The organism is Pueribacillus sp. YX66 (genome assembly GCF_041725775.1).
Taxonomy (GTDB): domain Bacteria; phylum Bacillota; class Bacilli; order Bacillales; family UBA6769; genus Pueribacillus.
Map to the genome: position 1 here is coordinate 12,557 of NZ_JBEUEL010000012.1, position 25,969 is coordinate 38,525.

The 25,969-nt window shown below is 37.8% G+C and carries 24 protein-coding genes; all 24 read left to right on the top strand.

Annotated features, from left to right (window positions below; genetic code table 11):
- Window positions 1-14 precede the first annotated feature (14 nt).
- Window positions 15-2,144: a translation initiation factor IF-2 gene (infB, locus tag ABU914_RS07260; RefSeq protein WP_379669070.1), complete on the top strand. Its 2,130-nt coding sequence runs from the start codon at window positions 15-17 to the stop codon at window positions 2,142-2,144.
- Complete coding sequence (locus tag ABU914_RS07265; RefSeq protein WP_379669071.1) at window positions 2,141-2,419, top strand: DUF503 domain-containing protein; 279 nt, start codon at window positions 2,141-2,143, stop codon at window positions 2,417-2,419. Before infB ends, ABU914_RS07265 begins: the two co-directional genes overlap by 4 nt.
- A 44-nt stretch (window positions 2,420-2,463) precedes the next feature.
- Window positions 2,464-2,811, top strand: a complete 348-nt coding sequence (rbfA, locus tag ABU914_RS07270) for a 30S ribosome-binding factor RbfA (RefSeq protein WP_379669072.1) — start codon at window positions 2,464-2,466, stop codon at window positions 2,809-2,811.
- Window positions 2,812-2,890: 79 nt separating this feature from the next.
- Window positions 2,891-3,811 carry a tRNA pseudouridine(55) synthase TruB gene (truB, locus tag ABU914_RS07275; RefSeq protein WP_379669073.1) on the top strand — a complete coding sequence of 307 codons (921 nt, stop codon included), beginning with the start codon at window positions 2,891-2,893 and terminating at the stop codon, window positions 3,809-3,811.
- An 11-nt stretch (window positions 3,812-3,822) separates the two neighbouring features.
- Window positions 3,823-4,764 carry a bifunctional riboflavin kinase/FAD synthetase gene (gene ribF / locus ABU914_RS07280; RefSeq protein ID WP_379669074.1) on the top strand — a complete coding sequence of 314 codons (942 nt, stop codon included), beginning with the start codon at window positions 3,823-3,825 and terminating at the stop codon, window positions 4,762-4,764.
- Window positions 4,765-4,878: 114 nt separating this feature from the next.
- Window positions 4,879-5,148: a 30S ribosomal protein S15 gene (gene rpsO, locus ABU914_RS07285; protein ID WP_379669075.1), complete on the top strand. Its 270-nt coding sequence runs from the start codon at window positions 4,879-4,881 to the stop codon at window positions 5,146-5,148.
- 219 nt (window positions 5,149-5,367) lie between these two features.
- On the top strand, window positions 5,368-7,476 hold the full coding sequence (gene pnp, locus ABU914_RS07290; protein WP_379669076.1) for a polyribonucleotide nucleotidyltransferase: 2,109 nt from the start codon (window positions 5,368-5,370) through the stop codon (window positions 7,474-7,476).
- Between the two features lie 124 nt (window positions 7,477-7,600).
- A complete protein-coding gene (locus ABU914_RS07295) occupies window positions 7,601-8,557 on the top strand; it encodes a polysaccharide deacetylase family protein (protein WP_379669077.1) in 957 nt (318 codons plus the stop codon).
- Between the two features lie 80 nt (window positions 8,558-8,637).
- A complete protein-coding gene (locus ABU914_RS07300; protein WP_379669078.1) occupies window positions 8,638-9,870 on the top strand; it encodes a M16 family metallopeptidase in 1,233 nt (410 codons plus the stop codon).
- 427 nt (window positions 9,871-10,297) lie between these two features.
- Window positions 10,298-10,534: a YlmC/YmxH family sporulation protein gene (locus ABU914_RS07305; protein WP_379669079.1), complete on the top strand. Its 237-nt coding sequence runs from the start codon at window positions 10,298-10,300 to the stop codon at window positions 10,532-10,534.
- Window positions 10,535-10,676: 142 nt separating this feature from the next.
- Window positions 10,677-11,561: a dipicolinic acid synthetase subunit A gene (gene dpaA / locus ABU914_RS07310; protein WP_379669080.1), complete on the top strand. Its 885-nt coding sequence runs from the start codon at window positions 10,677-10,679 to the stop codon at window positions 11,559-11,561.
- Between the two features lie 14 nt (window positions 11,562-11,575).
- Window positions 11,576-12,160, top strand: a complete 585-nt coding sequence (dpaB, locus tag ABU914_RS07315; protein WP_379669081.1) for a dipicolinate synthase subunit B — start codon at window positions 11,576-11,578, stop codon at window positions 12,158-12,160.
- A 161-nt stretch (window positions 12,161-12,321) separates the two neighbouring features.
- Window positions 12,322-13,368 carry an aspartate-semialdehyde dehydrogenase gene (gene asd, locus ABU914_RS07320; RefSeq protein ID WP_379669082.1) on the top strand — a complete coding sequence of 349 codons (1,047 nt, stop codon included), beginning with the start codon at window positions 12,322-12,324 and terminating at the stop codon, window positions 13,366-13,368.
- Window positions 13,369-13,391: 23 nt separating this feature from the next.
- The gene (gene dapG / locus ABU914_RS07325; RefSeq protein WP_379669083.1) at window positions 13,392-14,615 is read left to right on the top strand and encodes an aspartate kinase; all 1,224 of its coding nucleotides are present in this window, start codon (window positions 13,392-13,394) and stop codon (window positions 14,613-14,615) included.
- Between the two features lie 22 nt (window positions 14,616-14,637).
- Window positions 14,638-15,531 (top strand): 4-hydroxy-tetrahydrodipicolinate synthase, encoded by an 894-nt coding sequence (gene dapA / locus ABU914_RS07330; protein ID WP_379669084.1) that lies wholly within the window; start codon window positions 14,638-14,640, stop codon window positions 15,529-15,531.
- A 252-nt stretch (window positions 15,532-15,783) separates the two neighbouring features.
- Window positions 15,784-17,448, top strand: coding sequence for a ribonuclease J (locus tag ABU914_RS07335; RefSeq protein ID WP_379669085.1), 1,665 nt, complete (start codon window positions 15,784-15,786; stop codon window positions 17,446-17,448).
- Window positions 17,449-17,668: 220 nt separating this feature from the next.
- A complete protein-coding gene (locus ABU914_RS07340; protein ID WP_379669086.1) occupies window positions 17,669-18,403 on the top strand; it encodes a ClpP family protease in 735 nt (244 codons plus the stop codon).
- Window positions 18,400-18,624, top strand: coding sequence for a YlzJ-like family protein (locus ABU914_RS07345; RefSeq protein ID WP_379669087.1), 225 nt, complete (start codon window positions 18,400-18,402; stop codon window positions 18,622-18,624). Before ABU914_RS07340 ends, ABU914_RS07345 begins: the two co-directional genes overlap by 4 nt.
- A 101-nt stretch (window positions 18,625-18,725) precedes the next feature.
- Window positions 18,726-20,981 carry an FtsK/SpoIIIE family DNA translocase gene (locus tag ABU914_RS07350; RefSeq protein ID WP_379669088.1) on the top strand — a complete coding sequence of 752 codons (2,256 nt, stop codon included), beginning with the start codon at window positions 18,726-18,728 and terminating at the stop codon, window positions 20,979-20,981.
- Window positions 20,982-21,043: 62 nt separating this feature from the next.
- Complete coding sequence (gene yfmF, locus ABU914_RS07355; RefSeq protein WP_379669126.1) at window positions 21,044-22,336, top strand: EF-P 5-aminopentanol modification-associated protein YfmF; 1,293 nt, start codon at window positions 21,044-21,046, stop codon at window positions 22,334-22,336.
- On the top strand, window positions 22,333-23,622 hold the full coding sequence (gene yfmH / locus ABU914_RS07360) for an EF-P 5-aminopentanol modification-associated protein YfmH (protein WP_379669089.1): 1,290 nt from the start codon (window positions 22,333-22,335) through the stop codon (window positions 23,620-23,622). The genes yfmF and yfmH overlap by 4 nt, the downstream gene beginning before the upstream one ends.
- Before the next feature lie 29 nt (window positions 23,623-23,651).
- Window positions 23,652-24,365 carry an elongation factor P 5-aminopentanone reductase gene (ymfI, locus tag ABU914_RS07365; RefSeq protein WP_379669090.1) on the top strand — a complete coding sequence of 238 codons (714 nt, stop codon included), beginning with the start codon at window positions 23,652-23,654 and terminating at the stop codon, window positions 24,363-24,365.
- Between the two features lie 120 nt (window positions 24,366-24,485).
- Window positions 24,486-25,355 carry a helix-turn-helix domain-containing protein gene (locus tag ABU914_RS07370; RefSeq protein ID WP_379669091.1) on the top strand — a complete coding sequence of 290 codons (870 nt, stop codon included), beginning with the start codon at window positions 24,486-24,488 and terminating at the stop codon, window positions 25,353-25,355.
- A 29-nt stretch (window positions 25,356-25,384) separates the two neighbouring features.
- Complete coding sequence (pgsA, locus tag ABU914_RS07375) at window positions 25,385-25,963, top strand: CDP-diacylglycerol--glycerol-3-phosphate 3-phosphatidyltransferase (RefSeq protein ID WP_379669092.1); 579 nt, start codon at window positions 25,385-25,387, stop codon at window positions 25,961-25,963.
- Window positions 25,964-25,969: the final 6 nt, after the last annotated feature.

Sequence of the window (25,969 nt, forward strand, 5' to 3'; positions counted from 1 at the left end):
GTGGGGGTGAACAAATGAGTAAGATGCGGATTTATGAATATGCAAAAAATAATCAATTAACAAGTAAACAAGTGATTGAAAAGTTACAATCATTAAATGTCAATGTATCGAATCATATGTCAACGATTGATCAAGAAACAGTTGAAAGGTTAAATAAAGAGTTTCATAAAGCAAAACAACAAGTACAAACAACCGGAACTGATCAAAACAAAAAAATACCGAAAGTAAAAGCTAAAGCTTCCAGTGAGCCACAGCAAAAAGATGAGAAAACTAAACCTGTGAAGAATACAAAAAAAGCAAATCAACTAAAACGAACTCAAGGCAAGAAAAAGTCTGAAGCACATGCACATCATGCGAAAAAAAGGAAAGAAAGTCCTAAACAAAAGGAAACACCGAAAAAGATTACTCATGCAGGCACATTAACTGTAGCTGAATTAGCAAAGAAATTAAATAAAGAACCGTCTGAAATCATTAAAAAATTAATGCTTCTTGGTGTTATGGCAACAATTAACCAAGATTTAGACGCGGATGTAATAGAAATGGTTGCTACTGATTACGAAGTTGAAGTTGAAATTGAGGAAGTCTTTGAAGTTAGCGATTTTGAACGTTATGAGATTGAGGACAAAGAAAGTGACCTTCAATTACGACCAGCAGTCGTTACCATTATGGGTCATGTTGACCATGGAAAGACAACCTTGCTTGATTCCATTAGACAGACGAGAGTAACCGAAACAGAGGCAGGAGGAATTACGCAACATATCGGTGCCTATCAGATTGAAGAAGACGGAAAAAAAATTACGTTCCTTGATACACCTGGTCACGCCGCATTTACAACGATGCGAGCGCGAGGCGCGAAAATTACTGACCTTACAATTTTAGTTGTTGCGGCAGATGACGGTGTCATGCCACAAACGATTGAGGCAATTAATCATGCTAAAGCTGCTGAGGTGCCAATCATTGTTGCAGTCAATAAAATCGATAAAGAAACCGCTAATCCTGATCGCGTCATGCAAGAATTAACAGAGCATGGTTTAGTGCCTGAAGATTGGGGCGGTGATACTATATTCGTTCCACTGTCCGCATTAAAAAAAGAAGGAATCGATGATCTTCTTGAAATGATTTTACTCGTTGCTGAGATGGAGGAATTAAAAGCGAATCCAAATCGATTTGCAACGGGGACAGTCATCGAAGCTGAGCTTGACAAAGGAAGAGGAGCAGTCGCAACACTGCTTGTACAAAATGGTACGCTAAAAATTCAAGACCCGATCGTCGTTGGAAATACGTACGGACGAGTTCGTGCAATGGTTAATGACCTTGGGAAACGTGTGAAAGAAGCGGGACCATCTACGCCAGTTGAAATCACAGGTCTTCATGACGTACCACAAGCCGGTGATCAATTTATGGTGTTTAAAGATGAAAAAACAGCTCGCCAAGTCGGTGAGGCACGTGCGGAAAAACAAAAATCCGCAGAGCGTCATGACACTTCAAAAGTAAGTCTTGATGAATTGTTTGAACAATTTAAAGATGAGGAAACAAAAGAGCTTAATATCATTGTAAAAGCTGACGTACAAGGGACAGCTGAAGCGCTCGTCGGCGCTCTCCAAAAAATTGACGTCGAAGGTACAAAAATCTCAATTATCCATTCAGGCGTAGGTGCAATTTCTGAGTCGGATATCATACTCGCTTCTGCGTCGAATGCAATTATTATCGGATTTAATGTTCGACCCGATAACAACGCGAAAAGGACAGCTGAAGCTGAAAAAGTAGAGATTCGACTCCATCGCATTATATACGATGCGATTGATGAAATTGAATTAGCGTTAAAAGGTATGCTCGATCCAGAATATGAAGAGAAAGTCATCGGTCAAGCAGAAGTTCGTCAAACATTTAAAGTATCAAAACTTGGAACAATCGCTGGCTGTCACGTTACGGATGGAAAAGTAACGAGAGATGCTGGAATCCGTTTAATTCGTGACGGTATCGTTATCCATGAAGGCAAAGTCGATACGTTACGGCGTTATAAAGACGATGTACGAGAAGTTCAAGCTGGTTATGAATGTGGAATTACGCTTGAGAAATTTAATGACATTAAAGAAGGCGATATATTCGAAGCTTTCGTCATGCAAGAAATTGAAAGAAAATGATCGGTTTCGTTCGCTGTGAATGTTCTCTTTATGACGTCCATTCATTGAAAGAAAAACGAAGTATCGTGAAGTCGATCACTGCACGCTTAAAGCAACGCTTTAATGTTTCAGTGGCTGAATTAGACAACCAAGATGTTTGGCAACGAACGACGTTTGGAATTGCTGTCGTCTCCAATACTCGAAAAAGAACTGAACAAGAGCTTCAAAAAGCGATCAAAATGATTGAATCGGATTCAAGAATTGAAATCATTGAAACCGACTATGAATGGTTGTAACATTTTTCTGTAGACAACAACATTGTAGCTTGGGGGGTGAAAAGGTGAGTATGCGTGCGAACCGAGTAGCAGAACAAATGAAACAAGAACTGTCAGATATTATTAGTAGACGCTTAAAAGATCCAAGAGTCGGTTTTGTTACGATTACTGACGTTGATGTGACAGGAGATTTGCAACAAGCAAAAGTATATTTTACTGTCCTTGGCGATGAGGAAAAGAAAGCTACTACAAAGGAAGCATTAGAAAAAGCGTCAGGCTTCATTCGCTCCGAAATAGGAAGTCGAATTCGACTTCGAAAAACACCTGAAATCTTTTTCGAGTTTGATGAGTCGATCGATTATGGAAATCGAATTGAAAAATTACTGTCTGATTTAAATAAAGATAAACAATAATAAAAATATACGGATAGACAATAGCAAAAGCTGTCTATCCTTTTTTCAGTGAAGGGATAACGGAGTGACAAGCTGAGCAATGAATACGTTGAATGGCATTTTACCATTAAATAAACCTAAAGGTATGACTTCACACGACTGCGTCATGAAAATACGAAAACTATTAAACGTAAAAAAGATGGGTCATACAGGCACGCTTGATCCAGACGTAGACGGTGTATTACCGATTTGTATCGGAAGAGCAACAAAAGTCGTAGAATATATGATGGAGTATCCGAAAACGTATGAGGCAGTTATTACACTTGGGATTGCCACAACGACAGAAGATGCGACAGGTCAAGTGATTGCTAAAAAGGACATTACCTCACCGATTACACCTAAACAAATTCAGACTGTTCTTACTGAAATGGAAGGCAAAATTAAACAAGTTCCGCCAATGTATTCAGCTGTTAAAGTGAATGGCAAACGTTTATATGAGTATGCTTTTGAAGGAAAAACGATAGCAAGACCACAAAGAGAAGTAACTATTCATAAAATAGAATTATTAACGGATAAAGGTATTGACAATCATCAACGCTCTTTTCCGATCCGAGTAACTTGTTCTAAAGGAACGTATATTCGTACACTTGCTGTAGATATCGGGAAAAAACTTGGTTACCCAGCACATATGGAAAAATTAACACGGACAAAGTCCGGACCATTTATACTAGAAGAGACATGCACTTTTCGTGAAATTGAACAAGCTGTATTGAATGAACAAATTCAAACACACTTACATTCGATTGACAAAGCGGTAGCACACTTTGAAAAGAAAGTGGTATCCGATATAGTAGCAGCGAAAATCGAAAACGGAACGGTCCTTCCCCAGTTTAAACATATGGAAAAAAAACGGTATACGATTTACAATACAGATGGAGAACTCCTTGCTATTTACATACCTCATCCTGAAAAGCAAGGTTTGATGAAACCAGAAAAAATGATTAAAGTAAAGGGAAATTAGGGGTGGCCAACTTGAAGACGATCAATCTCCAATATCCGCATGCTTTAGACGTACAACAATTAAAAGAAACTGTTGTTGCATTAGGCTACTTCGATGGGGTTCATTTAGGGCATCAAAAAGTCATTCAAACTGCAAAAGCCATTGCTAGAAAAAATCAATGGCAAACGGCTGTGATGACATTTCATCCACACCCAGCCATTGTTTTAGGAAAAGTTGACCGGATTGCTGCAATAACCCCGCTGCGGGAAAAAGAAAAAGTGTTGAAAGAACTTGGTGTTGACATTTTATATGTCGTTACCTTCAATGAAACTTTCTCTAAACTGACTCCTCAGCAGTTTGTTGATGAATACATTATTAGTTTATCAATTAGGCATGTTGTAGCTGGTTTCGATTATACGTATGGACGTTTCGGTAAAGGAACGATGGCAACGATGCCTGAACACACGCGAGGACAGTTCGAGATTACGACAGTCCAAAAAGTTGAGAAAGATAACGAAAAAATTAGTTCAACATTAATTCGCTCTTTCATTAGCGAAGGATATGTAGAACAACTTCCCAAATATTTAGGGAGATTTTACGAAATGAGCGGGATTGTCGTATCTGGCGAGAAAAGAGGAAGAACGATTGGTTTTCCGACTGCCAATTTATCAGTTTCTTCAGAGTACGTTTTCCCTAAAAAAGGTGTTTATGCTGTGAAAGTAACCTATGAGGGGCGTACATACAAAGGGGTTTTAAATATCGGGTATAAACCGACATTTCATAAGCAATTGCTGAAGCCTTCTATCGAAGTCCATATTTTAGATTTTAATGAATCGATATATGGTAAAAATCTTACGATTGAGTGGAGAAAACGACTGCGTGATGAGAAAAAGTTTAATTCAATTGAAGAATTAGTTGAACAAATCAAAAAAGACAAAAATGAAGCGGAAGCATATTTTCAGTTTGCAATTTAAGTAAAAAAAAGGTATGCTACTAACGTGAGATTTGAAAGAACCATTGCTTGGCAATTCGATTTCTCCGACGATTGCTAGGGAATTGGGGTTTTAAATGAAAAGGAGGTGAGCCGGATGGCACTTAGTCAAGAAGAAAAAAATCAAATTATTGCTGAATTTAAAACACACGAAAACGATACAGGCTCAGCAGAGGTTCAAATTGCGATTCTTACAAAACAAATTGACACATTGAATGAACATTTACGTGAACATAAAAAAGATCATCATTCTAGACGTGGTTTGTTAAAAATGGTAGGAAAGCGTCGCAATTTATTAACATATCTACGAAAAAAAGATGTTGCGCGTTATCGTGATCTTATTCAAAAACTCGGTTTACGCCGTTAGTTTAAAGAAAAGCGGGGAAATTATCCCTCGCTTTTTTATTTTTTCGCATATTTTCTTTATTTTACGTCAACTTAATTTAGGGTATAATAGAACAAGCGTGTCATTAGCAATATTTAATTTAACAAGCATTATTTACATATTAAAGGATGGAACAAACGAAGAAAATTAATCTAAGAGGACGAATGATAACGAATCAGTCTGAGAGGGGTACTCAAAATTATGAACCAAGATAAACAAGTATTTTCGTTAGATTGGGCCAACAGAAAACTAACGGTTGAAGTTGGCCAAATGGCGAAGCAAGCAAATGGTGCAGTGTTTGTTCGTTATGGAGACACTGCTGTATTATCAACGGCAACTGCATCGCGAGAACCAAAAGATTTGCCTTTTTTTCCACTAACGGTTAATTATGAAGAAAGGCTATACGCAGTCGGTAAAATTCCAGGAGGATTTATTAAACGTGAAGGAAGACCGAGTGAAAAAGCAGTTTTAGCCAGTCGGTTAATTGACAGACCGATTCGACCATTATTTGCTGATGGGTTTAGAAATGATGTCCAAATCATAAGTACAGTGATGAGTGTAGATCAAAATTGTTCTTCAGAAATCGCTGCAATGCTCGGCTCATCACTCGCATTGTCAATATCAGATATTCCGTTTGAAGGACCAATTGCAGGTGTCATTGTCGGACGTGTCGACGGTGAATTTGTTATCAACCCTAACGTTGAGCAAGCTGAACAAAGCGATATTGAATTAGTCGTTGCTGGAACAAAAGACGCTGTAAATATGGTCGAAGCTAGCGCCAATCAAGTGAGCGAAGAAGAGATGCTTGAAGCGATTATGTTTGGTCATGAAGAAATTAAACGGTTAGTCGCTTTTCAAGAAGAGATTGTAGCAAAAGTAGGCAAAGAAAAAATGGACGTTGTACTTCGTGAAAATGATCCCGAGCTTGAACAAGCGGTTATTGAATATATCGGGGGCGAGTTGAAAAAAGCTGTTCAAGTTACTGAGAAGCTAAATCGAAATCGTGCGATTGAAGAAGTAACAGAAAAAGCAGTTGCACATTTTGCTGAAATTGATGAAGAACGCGTTGAAGAAGTCGAAGAAATTTTACAAACTTTAATGAAAAAAGAAGTTCGTGAGCTCATTTTAAAAGAAAAGATGCGTCCCGATGGACGTAAAATTGATGAGATTCGTCCCTTATCGTCACAAGTTTCCATTTTACCGCGCACGCACGGTTCAGGTATGTTTACGAGAGGCCAAACACAAGTGCTAAGTACGTGTACATTAGGTGCTCTCGGAGATGTCCAAATTCTTGACGGACTAGAAACAGAAGAAGAAAAACGTTTCATGCACCACTATAACTTCCCGTCTTTTAGCGTTGGTGAAACAGGACCTATTCGTGCTCCTGGGCGACGAGAAATTGGACATGGTGCACTAGGGGAACGAGCGTTAGAAAAAGTCATCCCTTCAGAAGAAACGTTTCCGTATACGATCCGACTCGTTTCCGAAGTGCTTGAGTCAAATGGTTCTTCCTCACAAGCGAGCATATGTGCGAGTTCTTTAGCCATGATGGATGCAGGTGTTCCAATTGAAGCGCCAGTGGCTGGTATTGCAATGGGACTAGTGAAAGAAAACGAAGATGTCGTCATTTTGTCTGATATTCAAGGAATGGAAGATGCTTTAGGTGATATGGACTTCAAAGCAGCGGGTACGGAAAAAGGAATTACCGCATTACAAATGGATATTAAAATTGCAGGCTTAGACCGAGATATTTTAAAAGAAGCACTATATCAGGCAAAACAAGGGCGCTTGCACATTTTAGAACATATGAACCGTGTAATTTCTGAGCCGAAAAAAGAGCTCTCACCATACGCACCGAAAATTTTAACGATGACGATTAATCCGGATAAAATTCGTGAAGTCATTGGACCGAGTGGAAAAATGATTAATAAAATTATTGAGGATACAGGTGTTAAAATCGATATTGAGCAAGACGGAACGATTTTCATTGCTTCAGAAGAACCAAAAATGAATGAGAAAGCGAAGAAAATTATCGAGGACTTAGTCCGTGAAGTTGAAGTTGGAACGACATATTTAGGCACTGTGAAGCGAATTGAAAAGTTTGGTGCTTTCGTAGAGCTGTTTAGTGGAAAAGAAGGGCTCGTACATATTTCTGAACTTGCAGAGGAACGAGTGAAAAAAGTTGAAGATGTCATAAAAACAGGCGAGAAAATTCTCGTAAAAGTAAAAGAAATTGATAAACAAGGTCGTATTAACCTTTCGCGTAAAGCTGTATTGAAAGAACAAAAAGAAAAAACAAAAGTCGATTAACGAAAAAGGAGTCGAATGTGATGAAGACTCCTTTTTTAATGCTAAATTTTTAGTCTGTCTAGAGCAATCGTTTATTCTAAATAATCCACTTCATGCATATTGTTTATTGAGAGGTGGATTTTCTATGAAACGTCAAATCGGACAAGTGATCATTTTTGCGTTTTTATTTATGTTATCGTACCAATTTTTAGATAACTCTTATTCAACGACATATTTAGATGCATTAAAAAGCGAACAAACTCTTACTGTTTCAACACGTGAACCGTTATATGAGGAGATTAAACAGAAAGCTCATCAATATGAAGATGAAGCAGTAGATGCTGTCATAGATCCTGTTTGGAAAGCAATCCCTGGTTACAACGGGATAGAAGTTGACATCGAAAAATCGTATGAAAATATGAAGAAAGATAAAACATTCAATGAAAGTAAACTCGTTTTAAAAGAAAAAAAACCAAACGTGACGTTACAACAGTTAGAGCCAGCTCCTATTTATAAAGGGAATCCTAAAAAGCCGATGGTCGCTTTTCAAGTAAATGTCGCTTGGGGAAATGATTATTTGCTTGAACTATTAAAGATATTTAAAAAACATAACATTAACGTAACGTTTAATCTTGATGGTTCTTGGACGAAAAAAAATCCTAGACTTGCTAAAATGATTGTGCAAGAAGGTCACGAAATTGGTAATCATGCTTATACGCATCCGGACTTTCAGAGGATCTCGAATCAAAAAATACGCGAAGAATTGAAAATGACGAATGATGTTATTGAGGCAACCGTAAAACGGACGCCAAAATGGTTTGCACCACCGAGCGGAAGCTATAATAACAATGCTGTTCAGATCGCACGTGAATTAAATATGGGAACAATTCTATGGACGATTGATACCGTTGATTGGAAATCCCCGCATCCGTATGAAATGGCGAATCGTATCATTGCCGAAAGCCATGCAGGTGCTATGATATTAATGCATCCGACAAAATCAACGACAGACGCACTGGACATGATGATTGAAGGGATTCAAAAAAAAGGCTTCAAAATTAGTACTGTTTCGGACTTAGTAAGTGAAAAAAGACTTCATTAAATTCATTGTTTATTCTAAATTTACATGATATAGTGTGATCGGTTAACGATGCAGATTGCAACTTTTTAGGGGGAAACAGCTTGATCACAAAACATAAATGCTCAAATGGAGTAAGGGTTATTTTGGAGCAAATTCCATCTGTTCGCTCCGTCGCAATTGGAGTTTGGATTGGAGCAGGCTCACGATATGAAACAGATGAAACAAATGGAATCTCGCACTTTTTAGAACATATGTTTTTTAAAGGCACTAAAACAAAAAACGCACGGGAAATCGCTGAAGCATTCGATGCGATTGGCGGACAAGTTAATGCATTTACTTCTAAAGAATATACGTGTTATTATGCGAAAGTTTTAGATGAAAAAGCGGAATATGCATTAGATCTTCTTACAGATATGTTTTTCAATTCTGTCTTCGATGAAGATGAACTAATAAAAGAAAGAAACGTTGTTCTTGAAGAGATTAATATGTATGAAGACTCACCGGATGAAATGGTGCATGAATTACTTAGCGAAGCAAGTTTCGGTGAACATCCGCTTGCAAAGCCAATCTTAGGAACGGAAGACACGTTGCTACAATTTGATCGAACAACACTTGAAACTTATCGCCAAAAATTTTATTCACCTGAAAATGTCGTCATCTCTGTAGCAGGCAACATTTCTGACCATTTTATTCGTGAAGTGGAAAGCAAATTTGGCTCGTATGAAACAGTGTATGAGAAACCGAATCTTCAGCGTCCGACTTTTTATGCGAATAAACTAAATCGTAAAAAAGACACGGAACAATCTCATCTCTGTATCGGCTTTGCTGGGCTACCTTACGGGGATGAACGTATTTATCACCTTGCAATTTTAAATAATCTGTTAGGTGGTAGTATGAGTAGTCGTTTGTTTCAGGAAGTTCGCGAAGAAAGAGGGCTAGCCTATTCTGTATTTTCATACCATGCTTCATTTATTGATACGGGGTTATTAACGATATATGCTGGAACAGCTCCAGAACAAACAGAAAACGTATATGAGACAATCATTAACACGATATTCTTATTAAAAGAAAAAGGAATTACAGCACGTGAGTTAGAAAATAGCAAAGCTCAATTAAAAGGAAATTTAATGCTAAGCTTGGAGAGCACGAATAGTAGAATGAGTCGGAACGGAAAAAATGAACTGCTCCTCAACACTCAAAAGTCGTTAGACGATATGATAGCAAGTATTGAATCGGTAACGCTTGCTAGTGTTAATGAACTGGCAAAAGAGATTTTTAATGACAACTTTTCCGCATCGAGCATTAGCCCAAGTGGAAGATTACTTACAATATAAAGACTAGAATCCTGGCATGCGTGAAAAGCTAGGATTTTTTTATTGGAACATTCATAAATAAGATTTATAAGCTTATGTTTGTATAAATAGAGACGATGTTCAAAAAGGCATAGAAAATCCACTGTGCGCATCTCGTTACGGTTTTAAAAAACTTACTCAAGTAACGGAACTATGTAATGAACTTCTTCTTAAAGTTGTGCACGTCGTGGGCCCGCCCAACGCAGAAGGCATCACATCTTTTGCAAGTCCGCTAATTCGATCGATACGCAAACGATTGACGCAGTAATAAAATAGCTACTTGAATGTCAATCATTATATTTTTGCGACGTAATCGCAGTTGCAATATGTTGTGCATTAAGACGACCTTGTGTTTGATTCCGTCCCTTTTTGAACACGTACATATAGTGATGATGAGAGGAGAATCGAAATGAAATTAAGTGAATTAAGCGGGAAAGAAATTGTACATGTCGTAAGCGGAAAGCGACTTGGTGTTTTAGGACAAACAGATTTAGTATTTGACGAACATACCGGTGAAATAAAAGCACTTATCATTCCCGAAGGCTCTCCATTTTCGATTCGAAAGCAAAGGAAAGAAACAACACTTTACTGGTCACAAATTAAAACGATCGGAAAAGATATTATTCTAGTCGACAACCAATCATGATTAGACAGTTGTCCATTACAATAATAAGCAATTAACATAAAATAAAATATAACGTTAAACAGCTTATTTTACGAGAGAACATCTAATTGTTCTCTCGTCTTATTTACCGGAATAAAGAGATAGAAAGAAAGGAAGTGTCACGATGTTAACCGATCTTCATATAACTATTGTAGGCGGTGACGCTAGGCAAATCGAGGTTATTCGCAAATTAACAGAGATGGATGCAACAGTTACACTTGTCGGATTTGAACATTTAGATCAAGGATTTACGGGGGCAGTCAAAAGAAAAATAACAGAAATTAACTTCGCAAAAACGGATGCAATCGTACTCCCAGTTAGTGGAACGAGTGACACAGGTGAAGTCGAAACAACATTTTCAAAAGAACCGATTACATTGAGAGAAGAGATGTTGATGAATACGCCGGAACATTGTGTTATTTATTCAGGCATTAGTAATACGTATTTAGATACGTGTGTAAAAAAAGCAAATCGCAAACTTGTAAACTTGTTTGAAAGAGATGATGTAGCGATTTACAATTCAATACCAACTGTTGAAGGAACGATCATGATGGTCATTCAAAATACAGATACTACGATCCATAGTTCTAACACTATTGTATTAGGATTTGGACGCACCGGCATGTCAGTTTCACGGGCTTTTGCCGCTCTGGGAGCAAAAGTAAGAGTCGGAACAGTTAGCTCAGAAGATATGGCTAGGATTACTGAAATGGGACTAACTCCTTTCCATTTAAAAGAGCTAAATAATGTTGTCTCAGATGCGGATGTCATTATTAATACAATTCCTGCACCCATTCTAAAAGCAAATGTAATTTCTAAAATGCCTCTTAACACATTTATTATCGATATCGCTTCGAAGCCAGGCGGTACTGATTTTCGTTTTGCTAAAAAAAGAGGGATTAACGCGTTGCTAGCACCGGGCCTGCCTGGTATTGTTGCACCGAAAACGGCTGGAAAAATCATTGCGAATGTCCTTATCCAACAGTTATATGACTTAAAAAGCGTTTGAAAGGAGAGTCATCTGTGAGGTTAAAAGGGAAACATATTGGATTTGGTTTAACAGGTTCTCATTGTACGTATGATGAAGTTGTTCCTCAGTTTCAAAGGCTAATTGATGAAGGTGCAACAGTCACACCTTTTGTTACGTATACAGTGAAAAATACGGTAACGAAATTTGGTGATGGGAGAGATTGGGTTAAAAAAGTAGAAGAAATTACTGGAAATGAAGCCGTTGATTCCATCGTAAAAGCGGAGCCATTCGGCCCGGTTACTCCGCTTGATTGCATGGTGATCGCGCCGTTGACAGGAAATTCGCTTAGTAAGTTCGCAAATGCACTTACCGATTCACCTGTACTTATGGGTGCTAAATCAACATTGCGGAATCAAAACCCTGTAGTTTTAGGAATTTCAACGAACGATGGTCTCGGTCTTAATGGCGTGAACATTATGAAGCTAATGGCAACAAAAAATATTTATTTTATTCCGTATGGTCAAGATAACCCGCACGAAAAACCTAACTCATTAGTTGCAGATATGGACCTTTTAGTTGAAACGATCGAATCTGCTTTAGAAGGAAAACAACGACAGCCCGTTTTAATTGCTAAATAATGAAAAGTTAAAATGTCTTCCATAAACATAGTTCATTACAAACAGATGAATATGGAGAATCCATGTAAAGAGGTTTACAGTCAACCGATTTCACTTTACAATATAATCAATCACTTCGTTTTATAGTGAGAAAGTTAGTATATTATGGGAGGCATTTTTTAATGAGTCAAAATCGGACGTATAATGTAGCAATCGTTGGTGCTACAGGAGCTGTTGGCGAACAACTGCTTAACATGTTAGCAAATAGAAATTTTCCAATTAATGAACTAACATTGCTTTCTTCAAAACGTAGCGCAGGAAAAAAAATTACCTTTAAGGATAAAGAATATACAGTTCAAGAAGCGAAACCGGAATCTTTTAAACAAATTGATGTAGCTTTTTTTAGTGCAGGGGGAAGCGTATCAAAAGCATTAGCCCATGAAGCTGTAAAACATGGTGCTGTCGTAATCGACAATACAAGTGCATTTCGTATGGACCCAGACATCCCCCTTGTTGTGCCAGAAGTAAACGAACAAGCACTGAAAAATCATAACGGGATTATTGCTAACCCGAACTGTTCAACCATTCAAATGGTTGTTGCTTTAGAACCACTCCGTAAACAGTACGGATTATCTAAAGTGATTGTCTCTACTTACCAAGCCGTGTCTGGAGCTGGAGTAGAAGCGATTGATGAAATGTATGAAGAATCGAAAGCAATTCTTCAAGGTGAAGCGATTCATCCGAAGATTTTACCAGTATCAAGTGATGAGAAACATTATCAAATTGCGTTTAATGCGATTCCGCAAATTGATAAGTTTGAAGATAATGGGTACACATTTGAAGAAATGAAAATGATTAACGAAACGAAAAAAATTCTTAGTTTGCCTGAACTTGAAGTGGCTGCGACATGTGTGCGCTTGCCAGTAGAAACAGGACATTCTGAATCTGTTTATGTTGAAATTAAAGAAGGTTCTCCAACGGTAAATGAGATTCAACAGTTACTCGAAAAAGCAGACGGTATCGTAGTCCAAGATAATCCGAAAGCGCAGCTTTATCCGTTGCCTGTTAATGCAGTCGGAAAAAATGATGTATTCGTTGGGAGAATCCGTAAAGATCTTGACCGCGAAAATGGAATTCACATGTGGATCGTTTCAGATAATTTGCTTAAAGGAGCGGCCCTAAACTCTGTCCAAATTGCTGAAAGCTTAGTAAAACAAGAGTTATTGTAAAATGATCTAAAGAGGGTGGTCCGATGAAAGTCATCATCCAAAAGTTTGGAGGTACTTCTCTAAAGGATGATGTCGGTAGAAAACAGGCGACCAAACATATAGCAAATGCAGTTTCTGAAGAATATAAAGTCGTTGTCGTTGTGTCGGCGATGGGAAGAAAAGGGGATCCATATGCAACCGATTCGCTGCTTAGTCTGATCTCCTCCCGAAGCATAGCGTTACCAAAGAGAGAAATCGATTTATTGATGGCTTGTGGGGAAGTGATTTCTGCCGTTGTAATGTCTTCTCTTGTGAAAGAGCATGGCCTTAGCACGACAGTATTAACAGGAGTACATGCTGGAATTTTAACGAATAATGATTTTGGAAATGCAAGAATTAGTGAAATAAAAACGGAGCGAATTGTTTCCGCTTTGAATGATAACGATGTCGTTATCATTCCAGGCTTTCAAGGTGTAACGAGCAATCATGAAACGACAACGCTCGGAAGAGGCGGGAGTGACACGAGTGCCGCAGCTCTTGGAGTGGCACTCGATGCACAATTTATCGATATTTTTACTGATGTAGAAGGGGTTATGACAGCAGATCCTGCAATCGTTAATAACGCACGTCCATTAAAAACGATTACGTATACAGAGGTTTGTAATCTTGCTTATCAAGGGGCGAAAGTGATTCATCCACGAGCAGTTGAAATTGCGATGCCAGCGAGAGTACCTATTCGAATTCGTTCGACATTTTCCCCGTCAAATGGGACAATTGTGACAGACAAGATAGAAGAAAGGGATAAGAGAAATATAACAGATCGTATTGTAACAGGGATTACGTATGTCGGAAACATTTCTCAAATCAAAATTAGTGAGAAAAAAAACTCACATCGGTTACAATCGGAAGTGTTTAAAGCAATGGCAGAGCAAGAGATTAGTGTAGATTTCATTAATATTAGCCCGAATGGAGTATCGTATACCGTTTCAGAATCTGTAACAGAAAAAGCAATCACAGCTATTAAACAGTTAGGTTATGAACCAGTAGTTGAAGCAGAATGCGCGAAAGTATCTGCTGTCGGTGCTGGAATGACTGGTGTTCCAGGCGTTACCGCTAAAATTGTTTCCGCACTGACAAACGAAGGGATTCAAATCATGCAATCAGCCGATTCACACACAACGATTTGGGTTTTAGTGAAGCAACAAGATTTAAATAAAGCGGTCAATGCTTTACATGAAACATTTCAATTAAATAGAATAAGTAATTAGTCCAGATAAGGAGATGGAGTCAATGGATTTTGGCCAACTATTAACAGCAATGGTTACCCCATTTAATCACAATGAAGAGATTGATTTTGAAAAGACGACACGCCTTGTTCATTTCCTTACTGATAATGGCACAGACAGCATCGTCGTTTCTGGTACAACTGGAGAATCGGCTACATTATCAACGGATGAAAAGTTAGCGTTATTCGAACATGTTGTCAAAGCAGCAAAAGGGCGCGGAGGTGTGATCGCTGGTACTGGAAACAATAATACGAAAGCATCTATTGAGCTTACGAAGGAAGCAGAGCGTCTCGGTGTTGATGGCATCATGCTCGTTGCTCCATACTATAATCGCCCAAATCAAGACGGTTTATATGAGCATTTTAAAGCGATTGCCGAGTCGACAGCATTACCTGTAATGGTGTATAATATCCCGAGTCGTTCTTCGGTGAATATTGAAGTTGAAACGATCGTCAAGTTATCACAAATTGATAATATCGTTTCTGTTAAAGAAGCGAGTGGCGATTTAGATCAAATGAGTAAAATTATTGAAAACACACGAGAGGACTTCCAATTATATAGCGGGGACGACAGTATGACACTGCCTGTTTTAGCTATTGGCGGAAGCGGTGTCGTATCGGTAGCGAGTCATGTTATCGGAAATGAAATGCAACAAATGATTAATACTTTTAAACAAGGAGATTATACAAAGGCTGCGTCGATCCATCGCAAAATGTTGCCAGTCGTAAAAGCGCTCTTTAGTCAACCAAGCCCGACACCGTTAAAAGCGGTGCTCGCGTTGCAAGGGTTAGATACAGGAACATTACGTCTCCCACTTGTTCCCGTTGATGAAGAACATACACGTGAAATAGAAAAAACAATTGAAAAGTTTAAACAAAGTATGGCATCGATTCGCTGACTTTCAAACGAAAGTCAGCTTTTTTTATGTTTGTAGTTGTTCTATCACGTGGCAATCGTCTGTAAGCCCCACTTTATAACGGAGGGTGCCACTTCGGATAGCAACGTCTGCATGACCCACCTTCTAAGGGCCTAAACCCCACTAATGAAGTCTTGCTTTATAAAAACCCAATAAGCTATAATAACAGTAACTCTTCGGTACGGTCGTTAGAAATAAATGCAACTTGATAAGTGAATATAGGAGGACTACACATTGTATAAAGAGACTGAAAAAGTAAAAGTTTTTGCCTTGGGCGGAGTCGATGAAGTAGGCAAAAACATGTATATCATTGAAGATCAGGACAATATTTTTATTTTAGATACGGGTTTGATGCTCCCAGAAGATGAAATGTTCGGTGTCGATGCAGTCATTCCTGACATCACGTATTTAATTGAAAATCGTGAGCGGGTAAAAGGGATCTTTTTGTCACATGGACATGTTGATCATATAGGCGCACTTGCTTATGTGTTAAAAAAAATAAACGTGCCGGTTTATGGTACAAAACTAACATTAGGATTAGCAGAAGAATTATTAAAAGGAGCACATACGTCGGTAAAGTATCATTTTAAAACAATCAATTCAAATTCAACTGTAACGATTGGTAAAACGACGTTTACTTTTTTTAAAGTGAACCATAGCATACCCGATGCCATCGGTATAGCCATTCATACGTCACAAGGGGTTATCGTGTATACTGGTGACTTTAAATTTGATCAGACGCCAATCAATAATGAACACACTGAAATCGGAAAAATTGTTAAGTTACGGAAACAAGGTGTGATTTGTTTGCTTTCTGACAGTATGAATGCAGAAAGCCCAGGAACTACGCCGTCAGAATCGACAGTTGGTCACCAAATATTTGAAGTGATTTCGAATGCGAAAGGAAGAATAATTACAGCGACGTTTGCGATGAACATTCACCGTGTGCAACAAGTGATAGAAGCAGCCGAAACGCTAAACCGAAAAGTTGCAATTTCTGGTAATCCTCTATTAAAAAATATAGAGATCGCAAGTAAATTAGGACACCTACGTATTTCAAAAGCAAATATTATTCCTATTTATGAAATTAAGAAATACCCAGATAATGAAATTGTCATATTAACGACAGGAGATTATGGTGAACCGTTAGCGGCCTTATATAAAATGGCAACCCATACGCATAAGCACGTACGTATTGAAGAGGGAGACACTGTCATTATTGCAACATCTGCGACGTACGGAAATGAAAAAGCATTGTCAAGAACGATCGATGTTTTATATCGCGCTGGTGCACATGTCGTTTCCGAAAAAAGTGGTGTTCACGTAAATGGACATGCTAGTCAAGAAGAATTAAAGCTTATGATTAATTTGTTAAAGCCAACTTATTTTATCCCAGTTCATGGGGAATTCCGTATGCAAAAAGCCCATGGAGATCTTGCTGAAGAATGTGGAGTAAAAAAAGAAAATATTTTCATGATTGAAAAAGGAGACGTAATTGAATTTAGTAATGGTATAGCAAAAAAGAGTGAAAAAATACCTGCAGGACAGGTATTGGTTGATGGATTAGGAATTGGTGATGTTGGAAACATCGTCTTACGGGATCGAAAACTGTTATCACAAGACGGGATTCTTATTGTCGTTGTGACATTGGATAGAAGAAATTATAAAATTGTTTCCGGTCCTGAAATTATATCACGTGGATTTGTTTATGTCCGTGAATCCGAACAGCTTTTGCAAGAAGCGAATCAAACCGTTACTGAAGTATTAATAAACTTGCTTGACCAAAAAGTGAATGAGTGGAATTCGTTGAAAACTGTTATTCGCGATTCGCTTAGCAGTTTGCTTTTTGAGAAAACGAAACGTCGACCGATGATTATGCCGATTATTATGGAAATATAAAAGCTAAATGAAAACTTGCCAATCAAGGCAAGTTTTTATTTTTTTAGGGGACGATAAGTTTAAAAGACATAGAAAGGAGATCGAACATGCCTAATACTGATAAGGAAAGGCACTGGACAGCGCTTGCACTTTCCATCATCTTTTGGTTAGCAATTATTGCAGCAATTATAGGAATTATTATCAGTGTTATTTAATAACTTCCATAAAAAGAGGTGTACACATGCTTAATCAAAATGAACCATTTGACACAAACAAAAATGATAAAACGAACGAAAATAAAAACAACTCTGTTGTTCAAAATATAGAGCAGCTCGGTCAAACAAATGTCCCTCAATTGGAGCAATCAAATATTCATTGCTTAACTGTCGTTGGGCAAATTGAAGGCCATATACAATTGCCACCTCAAAATAAAACGACAAAATATGAACATCTTATTCCGCAAATCGTCGCAATTGAACAAAATCCTAAAATTGAAGGTTTGTTGCTTATTTTAAACACTGTTGGTGGAGATGTAGAGGCTGGTCTAGCGATCGCAGAAATGGTAGCATCGCTTTCGAAACCAACGGTCTCACTCGTATTAGGAGGAGGGCATTCGATTGGGGTCCCTATTGCGGTTGCTGCTGATCACTCCTTTATTGCTGAAACTGCAACAATGACAATTCATCCGATTCGCTTAAATGGACTTGTTATAGGAGTACCGCAAACATTTGAGTATTTAGATAAAATGCAAGAACGAGTAATCAAATTTGTTACGGCACATTCTAATATAGAGGCTAAGAAATTTAAAGAATTAATGTTTTCTCAAGGTAATTTAACGAGAGATATCGGGACAAATGTCGTTGGCATCGATGCAGTGGAAACGGGTTTAATCGATGAAGTTGGCGGGGTTGGATCAGCAATGAAAAAATTAAAATCATTAATTGACAAACAAAAAAGTGAGGACCTATTGCAATGATTCTATATACCGTTGTTCCACAAGAGGATATTTTTTCTACAGGTCAGCTTCAAGAACAGAATAAAGAAATGACTGTCGCAATAAATAACGTACAGCTTGTCGTTCAACAGAAAGAAGATAAGTGGGAGATTATCCGTTTAATCAGTTCAGACCCAAATGACTATTTAAATGAGCATTATCAACCAGGTCAACTTCTTTCTTTTAAGCCGTACTTACAGTAGTTGTATATTGCCAGTTATGTTATAATATAACAAGTAAAATCGTCATGATAAGCAGCCATTTCCAGGCTGCTTATCTCTTTTAACACGTGGGAGATGAGCGAATGGCTAAGAAAAAAAGAAGAAAGAAACAAACATGGCATCAACAGTTTACATACGAAATCATCGGTCTTCTTCTACTAACAGTTGCTGTCATCGGATTAGCTGATCTTGGCCGTGTCGGAAGGTGGATTACATTCACCTCTCGTTTTATTGTAGGGGAATGGTATGCCATCTTCCTTGTTGGTCTCATTATTTTTGCTTTTTATCTCATTTGGAAACGTCAAATTCCTCAATTATGGACGCAACGCCTCATTGGTGTTTACATTGCTTATCTCTTCATATTAACGTTAAACCATATCAAATTTTATAAAGTACAATCAACCGTTGAAGATGATGGCTCAATCATAAAATTTACGTTACAGAAAGTGTTAAATGCTAATCCAACAGCAGATGTTGGTGGTGGACTCGTTGGAGCTGTCAGTTTTTCGTTTTTCTATCAACTTTTTGATGAAGAAGGTACGATGTTTATCTCTTTCGTCTTCATTTTAATCTCAATTCTACTCATTACAGGAAGATCACCGATTCGGTTCGCTATCGACTCTCTAACTAATCTCTATGAACTGCTTATCAAAGCAGTAAAAGACATTCGCTTACATATGCAAAACTGGAAAGAATCACTGTTTGAGAAAAGGGCGCTAAAAAAACAACAAAAAGAAGAGTTATCACGAGAAGACATAAAGCAAACTTTGAAAGAAGTAGAGCAAGAGATTACAACGGAACCAATTATTGAAGACTTTAGTGAAAGCATTGCTAATGAAATTTCACAAGAACAGCCTGAAGAAGATGAATTGCAAATCATTGAATCATTGTCGAAGAACGCAATGAATGAGGAGATGTATGAGCTTCCATCGCTTGATTTGTTAAATCGACCTTTGAAGTCTAATCAAAATAAAGATCGTAGTCATATTAATCATAACGTAAGAAAGCTTGAACAAACGTTTGAAAGTTTTGGTGTCAATGCAAAAGTTTTAAAAGTACATGTCGGTCCTGCTGTAACAAAATATGAAGTTCATCCTGCCATCGGTGTAAAAGTGAGTCGAATTGTGAATTTAAGCGACGATCTAGCCTTAGCCTTAGCTGCAAAAGACATACGAATAGAAGCACCGATCCCAGGCAAATCCGCTATCGGGATCGAAGTGCCAAATCAAGAAGTTTCGTTAGTCTCACTTCGAGAAGTGCTTGAATCACAGAAATATAAGCAAGCGAAATCGAAGCTAGCGATCGGACTTGGACGAGATATTTCGGGAGAACCAATCATTGCCGATCTTTCACGTATGCCCCATTTACTCGTAGCTGGAGCGACAGGAAGTGGGAAAAGTGTTTGCATTAATGGAATTATTACTAGTCTATTAATGAAAGCAAAGCCGCATGAAGTAAAATTAATGATGATCGATCCGAAAATGGTTGAACTCAATGTGTATAATGGTATTCCACATCTATTAATTCCAGTCGTTACCGATCCGAAAAAAGCATCACAAGCATTGAAAAAAGTCGTCGATGAAATGGAAAGACGGTACGAGTTGTTCTCCAGCACAGGAACGCGAAATATTGAAGGTTATAACGATATCATTCGTCGAAAGTCTAAAAAGAAACGGGAGGAAGTTCAGCCGCTTCCATATATTGTCGTTATCGTAGATGAATTAGCTGATTTAATGATGGTTGCTCCGAGAGATGTTGAAGAAGCGATAACGAGGTTAGCCCAAATGGCTCGTGCAGCAGGGATCCATTTAATTATTGCAACACAACGTCCTTCCGTCGATGTCATAACTGGTGTGATCAAAGCGAATATTCCGTCTAGAATCGCTTTTAGTGTGTCATCACAAGTCGATTCGAGAACGATTTTAGATATGGCGGGGGCGGAAAAATTGCTCGGAATGGGTGATATGCTCTTTTTACCTGCTGGAGATTCGAAACCGACCCGTATTCAAGGTGCTTTCTTATCTGATGCAGAAGTCGAGCGACTTGTTGATTTTTCAGTTTCACAGCAAAAAGCCGTATATGACGAAGAAATGCTTCCCGAGGAAAAAGCGACAGAGCATGCTGATGTCGATGATGAACTTTATGATGAAGCGGTTCAATTTGTTATCGAACGGCAAACGGCATCGGTGTCTATGCTGCAACGAAGATTTCGTATTGGTTATACACGTGCGGCTAGGCTAATTGATGAAATGGAAGAACGAAATATCGTTGGTCCGTATGAAGGTAGCAGACCACGGAAAGTGCTTGTTTCTAATCACGAAGAAGCGTCTAGTTCATAGACACAACTCAGAATGGTTAGACTAAAATGAATACAAAAATTGATTATGAAAGGAGCATGCTGATGTCCCTTCTTGAACAACGTACGAAGCACGGATCGAACTATCGCGTGCATGTCGTAAACACTAAAAAGTTTAAAACGATCTCCATCATTATTCATCTGAAACAATCGTTAGCAAGCGAACATATAACGAAGCGTGCATTACTGCCCTATGTGCTGCAGAGCGCAACTGAAAGACTGCCGTCAGTGAAAGAGATTCGTCAATATCTTGAACAATTGTATGACATGACATTAGCAGTCGATGTAGCAAAAAAAGGTGATAACCATATTATTACGTTTAGAGTCGATCTCGGTCATGAAGATTTTTTGTTCCGTAATGAAAATCTTGTTGAAAAAGGATTCGAATTGTTAGCTGACGTTATTCTCCGTCCGAAAGGATTTAACGAGAAGTCTTTTGATAAAGATATTGTACGCAAAGAAAAGAGAAGTTTAAAACAAAAAATCGAAGCGATTTATGACGATAAAATGCGTTATGCGAATATGCAGCTCATTCAAGAAATGTTTGAAAACGAACCATTTAGTCAAATCGTTTACGGTAAAATGGAAGAAATCGACAACATTGATGAGCGTAATTTGTTTTCGTATTACGAAAATGTAATTCTTCGCGATATGCTTGATATTTATGTCGTAGGTGATGTGAACCCCGATGAAGTTCAATCACTTATTGAACGCCACTTCGTCTTTCCGTCTGAACGTCAAGAAAAATCCGAAGTGCCATGTAGACAAAAAAAAGAAATATTTAGCGTAAAAGAAAAAATAGAACAACAAGACATTCATCAAGGGAAATTGAATATTGGATTTAGAACAAACACGACATATCAAGATATAGACTATCCCGCATTGCAAGTATTTAACGGGATATTTGGTGGCTTTTCACATTCAAAGCTATTCATACATGTGAGAGAAAAAGAAAGTTTAGCATATTACGCGTCCTCACGCCTCGAAAGCCACAAAGGACTATTAATTGTCATGTCTGGGATCGATTCTGCCAATTATAAACGAACAGTTGAAATTATTAACGAACAAATGGAAAAAATGAAGCAAGGCGCCTTTACTGATGATGAGTTTGTTCAAACGAAAATAATGCTTAAAAATCAAATTTTAGAAGTATTAGATGATCCGCGTGGCATTGTTAACCTGTTATACAATAACATGATTGCAAACGTCACGTTTTCAATCGATGATATTATTCAAAAAATTGAAAGTGTAACACGTGAAGAAATTGTTGATGTTGCGAACAAAATTGAATTGGATACAATCTATTTTTTGAAAGGAAAGGAGGAGAACAAACAATGAAGAAAGTAACATTTGAACATATCGGTGAAACGGTATTTGAAAAAAAGCTTTCGAATGGCTTACGCGTCGTCATTTTGCCTAAGCCGGATTTTAATAAAACGTTTGCTACATTTACGACCAATTATGGTTCAATTGATAATCAATTTATTCCGATTGGGAAACAGGAAAAAATACGTGTACCTGACGGCATCGCTCATTTTCTAGAACATAAATTGTTTGAAAAAGAAGATGGAGATGTATTTCAAGATTTCAGTAAGCAAGGAGCTTCTGCGAACGCATTTACTTCGTTTACGAGAACCGCGTACTTATTTTCAACGACACAAGACGTGAAGCAAAACCTCATTACATTGCTAGATTTCGTTCAACGACCATACTTTACTGATGAAACCGTCGAGAAAGAAAAAGGGATTATCGGCCAAGAAATTCGCATGTATGATGACAATCCTGATTGGCGAGCATTTTATGGGGTGATTGAGAACATGTACGAAACTCACCCTGTAAAAATTGATATTGCAGGGACAGAAGAATCAATAGCGAGTATTACAAAAGATCTTCTTTATGAATGCTATGAGACGTTTTATCATCCGAGTAATATGTTGTTATTCGTCATTGGTCCAGTAGATGAAAATGAGATTCTGCATTTAATTGAAGAAAATCAAGCGAAAAAAATTTTTAAGCCTGAACAACAATTAACACGTTTTTTTGATTCAGAACGGGAAGGCGTCGTTCAACAAAAACAAATCATCCCGATGGCTGTTCATACACCGAAATGTATCGTTGGGTTTAAAGAAAATAAACTGAATCGTCAGGGAGAAGAATTAATTAAGCATGAAGTTGCTGTTAACATTTTGCTTGATTTAATGTTCGGACAAAGTTCAACGAATTTTGAGGTTCTATATGACAAAGGTCTAGTTGATTCTAGCTTTTTTTATGATTATACTGAAGAACAAAGTTTTGGTTTTTCAGTTATTGGAAGCAATACAAAGGATCCAGAAAAACTAGCTAGTACACTTTTAACGATGGTGAACGATTATCGAAAGAAAAAAATAAACGAAGATGAGTTTATGCGAATGAAAAGAAAACATATCGGCTCTGTTTTACGCTCAATGAATTCTCTTGAATTCATCGCGAATGAATATACTCGTTATCAGTTTAACGGAATAAACTTATTTAACGTTACGAAAGTAATTGAAGACTTGCAGAGCGATTACATTGAAAATGTTCTTCATACGCATTTTGTAGAACCGTCGTTTACAGTCTGTCAAGTCGTACCTCATTCAGTATAAAGGGTATAAAGATAAGTGGGGGAGAGCCAGTGAAATATGCGTTAGTTACAGGAGCGAGCGGAGGAATCGGAAGGGAAATAGCGCTTAAACTAGCTAAAGCAGGCTACGGATTATATTTGCATTTCAATCAAAATGAGCGTGAAATAAGCTCGTTAGTTCAACAAATTCATCATGTTCCTGTTTACACTGTTCGCGCAGATTTAACAAATAAAAATGCTGTTACTGCTATGCTTTCTAGTATTCATCATGATATTGATACAATCATTCATAACAGTGCGACCTCTTATTTCGGGTTAATTACCGATATGCGTGATGAAGAAGTGTTCGATATGATTCAGTTACAAGTGACATCCCCATTTTTACTTACAAAATATTTAATGCCGAACATGATAAAAAAACGTCAAGGAAACGTAATTGTTATTTCATCGATATGGGGATTTACAGGTGCCTCTTGTGAAGTTTTATATTCAATGGTTAAAGGCGGATTGAACACCTTTGTCAAAGCTCTTGCGAAAGAAGTGGCTCCAAGTGGTGTGAGAGTGAATGGAATTGCTCCCGGAGCGATTGAAACAAAAATGAACAGTCACTTGAGTAAAGATGAACTTCAAGCACTTAAACAAGACATCCCGATGGGAAGGTTGGGGAAGCCCTCTGAAGTTGCTGACCTCGTTGATTTCCTCATTTCGGACCGTTCTACGTATATTAATGGTGAAATTATTTCAATAAACGGTGCATGGTATTAAGGCTCGGCACTTGCCGAGCTTTCATATATTATGGAATATACCTTTTCATCCCTACTAAAATCATTTATGATTATTATAAATTATGTAATTTGATTTTAAAAAGAGTGGCAGGTGTTAGCAATGTCTGAACTAGGAGAGCAGCTAAAGCATGCACGATTGGATAAAAACATTTCACTTGATGAAGTACAAACTAGAACTAAAATTCAAAAACGTTATTTAGAAGCAATTGAAAATGGCGACTTTGATAAATTGCCAGGTTCTTTTTATACGAAAGCGTTTATTAAAAGTTACGCTGAAGCAGTTAGTTTAGATTATGATTCATTAATGAAACAGTATGGGCATGAACTGCCTGAATCACCTCAATCGGTTGAATCATTGCCACCTCGAAGAACACGTACTTCTATACCCTCACCGACCCGTAGTAAACTCTCTGCTGCGTTACCGGGTTTATTTGTTTTTCTGATCGTGATTGGAATTTTAGCGATCATTTGGATGTTAAATATTAATTCAAATGATGACTCAGCATTAAAGGAAGAAGTGGATCAGAATAGTCAAAATGTCGAAGTTGAGCAAAATAAAAATGCGATTTCGAATAAAGATAACAAAGTAGAACCGATCAAGGATGCTGAGTCGAATGATACAGTTGATGAAGGGGACGATAATACGGTTCAACAAAGCGGACAATTGGAAAAAATAAGTGTAAGTGGTGATACGACAAATTACGTTTTATCTGAAACCGATGAGTTTCATGTAAAATTTACATTTTCCGGAGAATCATGGTTAAAAATTCAAGGGAACAGCGGAAAGGTATATGTGAATGAGGGGTATTCAGAAAAACAAGATGCCACTTTCGATTTTAGTGACGAATCAGGCGTTAGAATTCGAATCGGAAGCACTCCTCATGTCAAGATGACGGTGAATGACATAGAAGTTGATTTAGAGAAACAGCCGATTGCACAAACGGTGAAAATTGAACTTGCGACCGATTAAGGAGAACAATGTGAGACGGAGGAATCGTTTTGAATTTAGCAAATAAAATAACATTAGTACGCATCCTACTCATCCCTATTTTTATGATTTTTATGCTAAGCGACTTTTCAATAGGGGACGTGACACTGTTTAATCAAGTGATTCCAGTTCATCATTTAATCGGTGCGCTCATTTTCATTATCGCTTCTGCGACAGATTGGCTAGATGGGTACGTTGCACGAAAATATAATTTGATAACAAACTTAGGGAAATTTCTTGATCCGTTAGCAGATAAAATTTTAGTTACTGCTGCCCTTATTTCATTAGTGCAACTTCAACTTGCTCCTGCTTGGATCGTTATTATCATTTTAAGTCGAGAATTTGCTGTTACTGGAATCCGTTTAATTGCAGCAGGTGAAGGTGATGTTATTGCAGCTAGTCAGTTGGCGAAATGGAAAACTACGTTCCAAATTATTGCGATTGCAGCATTGCTTTTATATAATATCCCATTTACATTAATTTCATTTCCTTTTGGTGATGTGATGCTATGGATCGCACTATTGTTGACAATCTTGTCTGGGTTCGATTATTTTTGGAAAAACCGTCAACTATTGTTAAGCTCGAAATGACGGAGG

Bases quoted from the DNA above. Each gene is read 5' to 3' on its own strand.
- infB (WP_379669070.1), top strand. From the start codon at position 15: ATGAGTAAGATGCGGATTTATGAATATGCAAAAAATAATCAATTAACA.
- ABU914_RS07265 (WP_379669071.1), top strand. From the start codon at position 2,141: ATGATCGGTTTCGTTCGCTGTGAATGTTCTCTTTATGACGTCCATTCA.
- truB (WP_379669073.1), top strand. From the start codon at position 2,891: ATGAATACGTTGAATGGCATTTTACCATTAAATAAACCTAAAGGTATG.
- rpsO (WP_379669075.1), top strand. From the start codon at position 4,879: ATGGCACTTAGTCAAGAAGAAAAAAATCAAATTATTGCTGAATTTAAA.
- pnp (WP_379669076.1), top strand. From the start codon at position 5,368: ATGAACCAAGATAAACAAGTATTTTCGTTAGATTGGGCCAACAGAAAA.
- ABU914_RS07295 (WP_379669077.1), top strand. From the start codon at position 7,601: ATGAAACGTCAAATCGGACAAGTGATCATTTTTGCGTTTTTATTTATG.
- ABU914_RS07305 (WP_379669079.1), top strand. From the start codon at position 10,298: ATGAAATTAAGTGAATTAAGCGGGAAAGAAATTGTACATGTCGTAAGC.
- dpaA (WP_379669080.1), top strand. From the start codon at position 10,677: ATGTTAACCGATCTTCATATAACTATTGTAGGCGGTGACGCTAGGCAA.
- asd (WP_379669082.1), top strand. From the start codon at position 12,322: ATGAGTCAAAATCGGACGTATAATGTAGCAATCGTTGGTGCTACAGGA.
- dapG (WP_379669083.1), top strand. From the start codon at position 13,392: ATGAAAGTCATCATCCAAAAGTTTGGAGGTACTTCTCTAAAGGATGAT.
- dapA (WP_379669084.1), top strand. From the start codon at position 14,638: ATGGATTTTGGCCAACTATTAACAGCAATGGTTACCCCATTTAATCAC.
- ABU914_RS07340 (WP_379669086.1), top strand. From the start codon at position 17,669: ATGCTTAATCAAAATGAACCATTTGACACAAACAAAAATGATAAAACG.
- ABU914_RS07345 (WP_379669087.1), top strand. From the start codon at position 18,400: ATGATTCTATATACCGTTGTTCCACAAGAGGATATTTTTTCTACAGGT.
- ABU914_RS07350 (WP_379669088.1), top strand. From the start codon at position 18,726: ATGGCTAAGAAAAAAAGAAGAAAGAAACAAACATGGCATCAACAGTTT.
- yfmF (WP_379669126.1), top strand. From the start codon at position 21,044: ATGTCCCTTCTTGAACAACGTACGAAGCACGGATCGAACTATCGCGTG.
- yfmH (WP_379669089.1), top strand. From the start codon at position 22,333: ATGAAGAAAGTAACATTTGAACATATCGGTGAAACGGTATTTGAAAAA.
- ABU914_RS07370 (WP_379669091.1), top strand. From the start codon at position 24,486: ATGTCTGAACTAGGAGAGCAGCTAAAGCATGCACGATTGGATAAAAAC.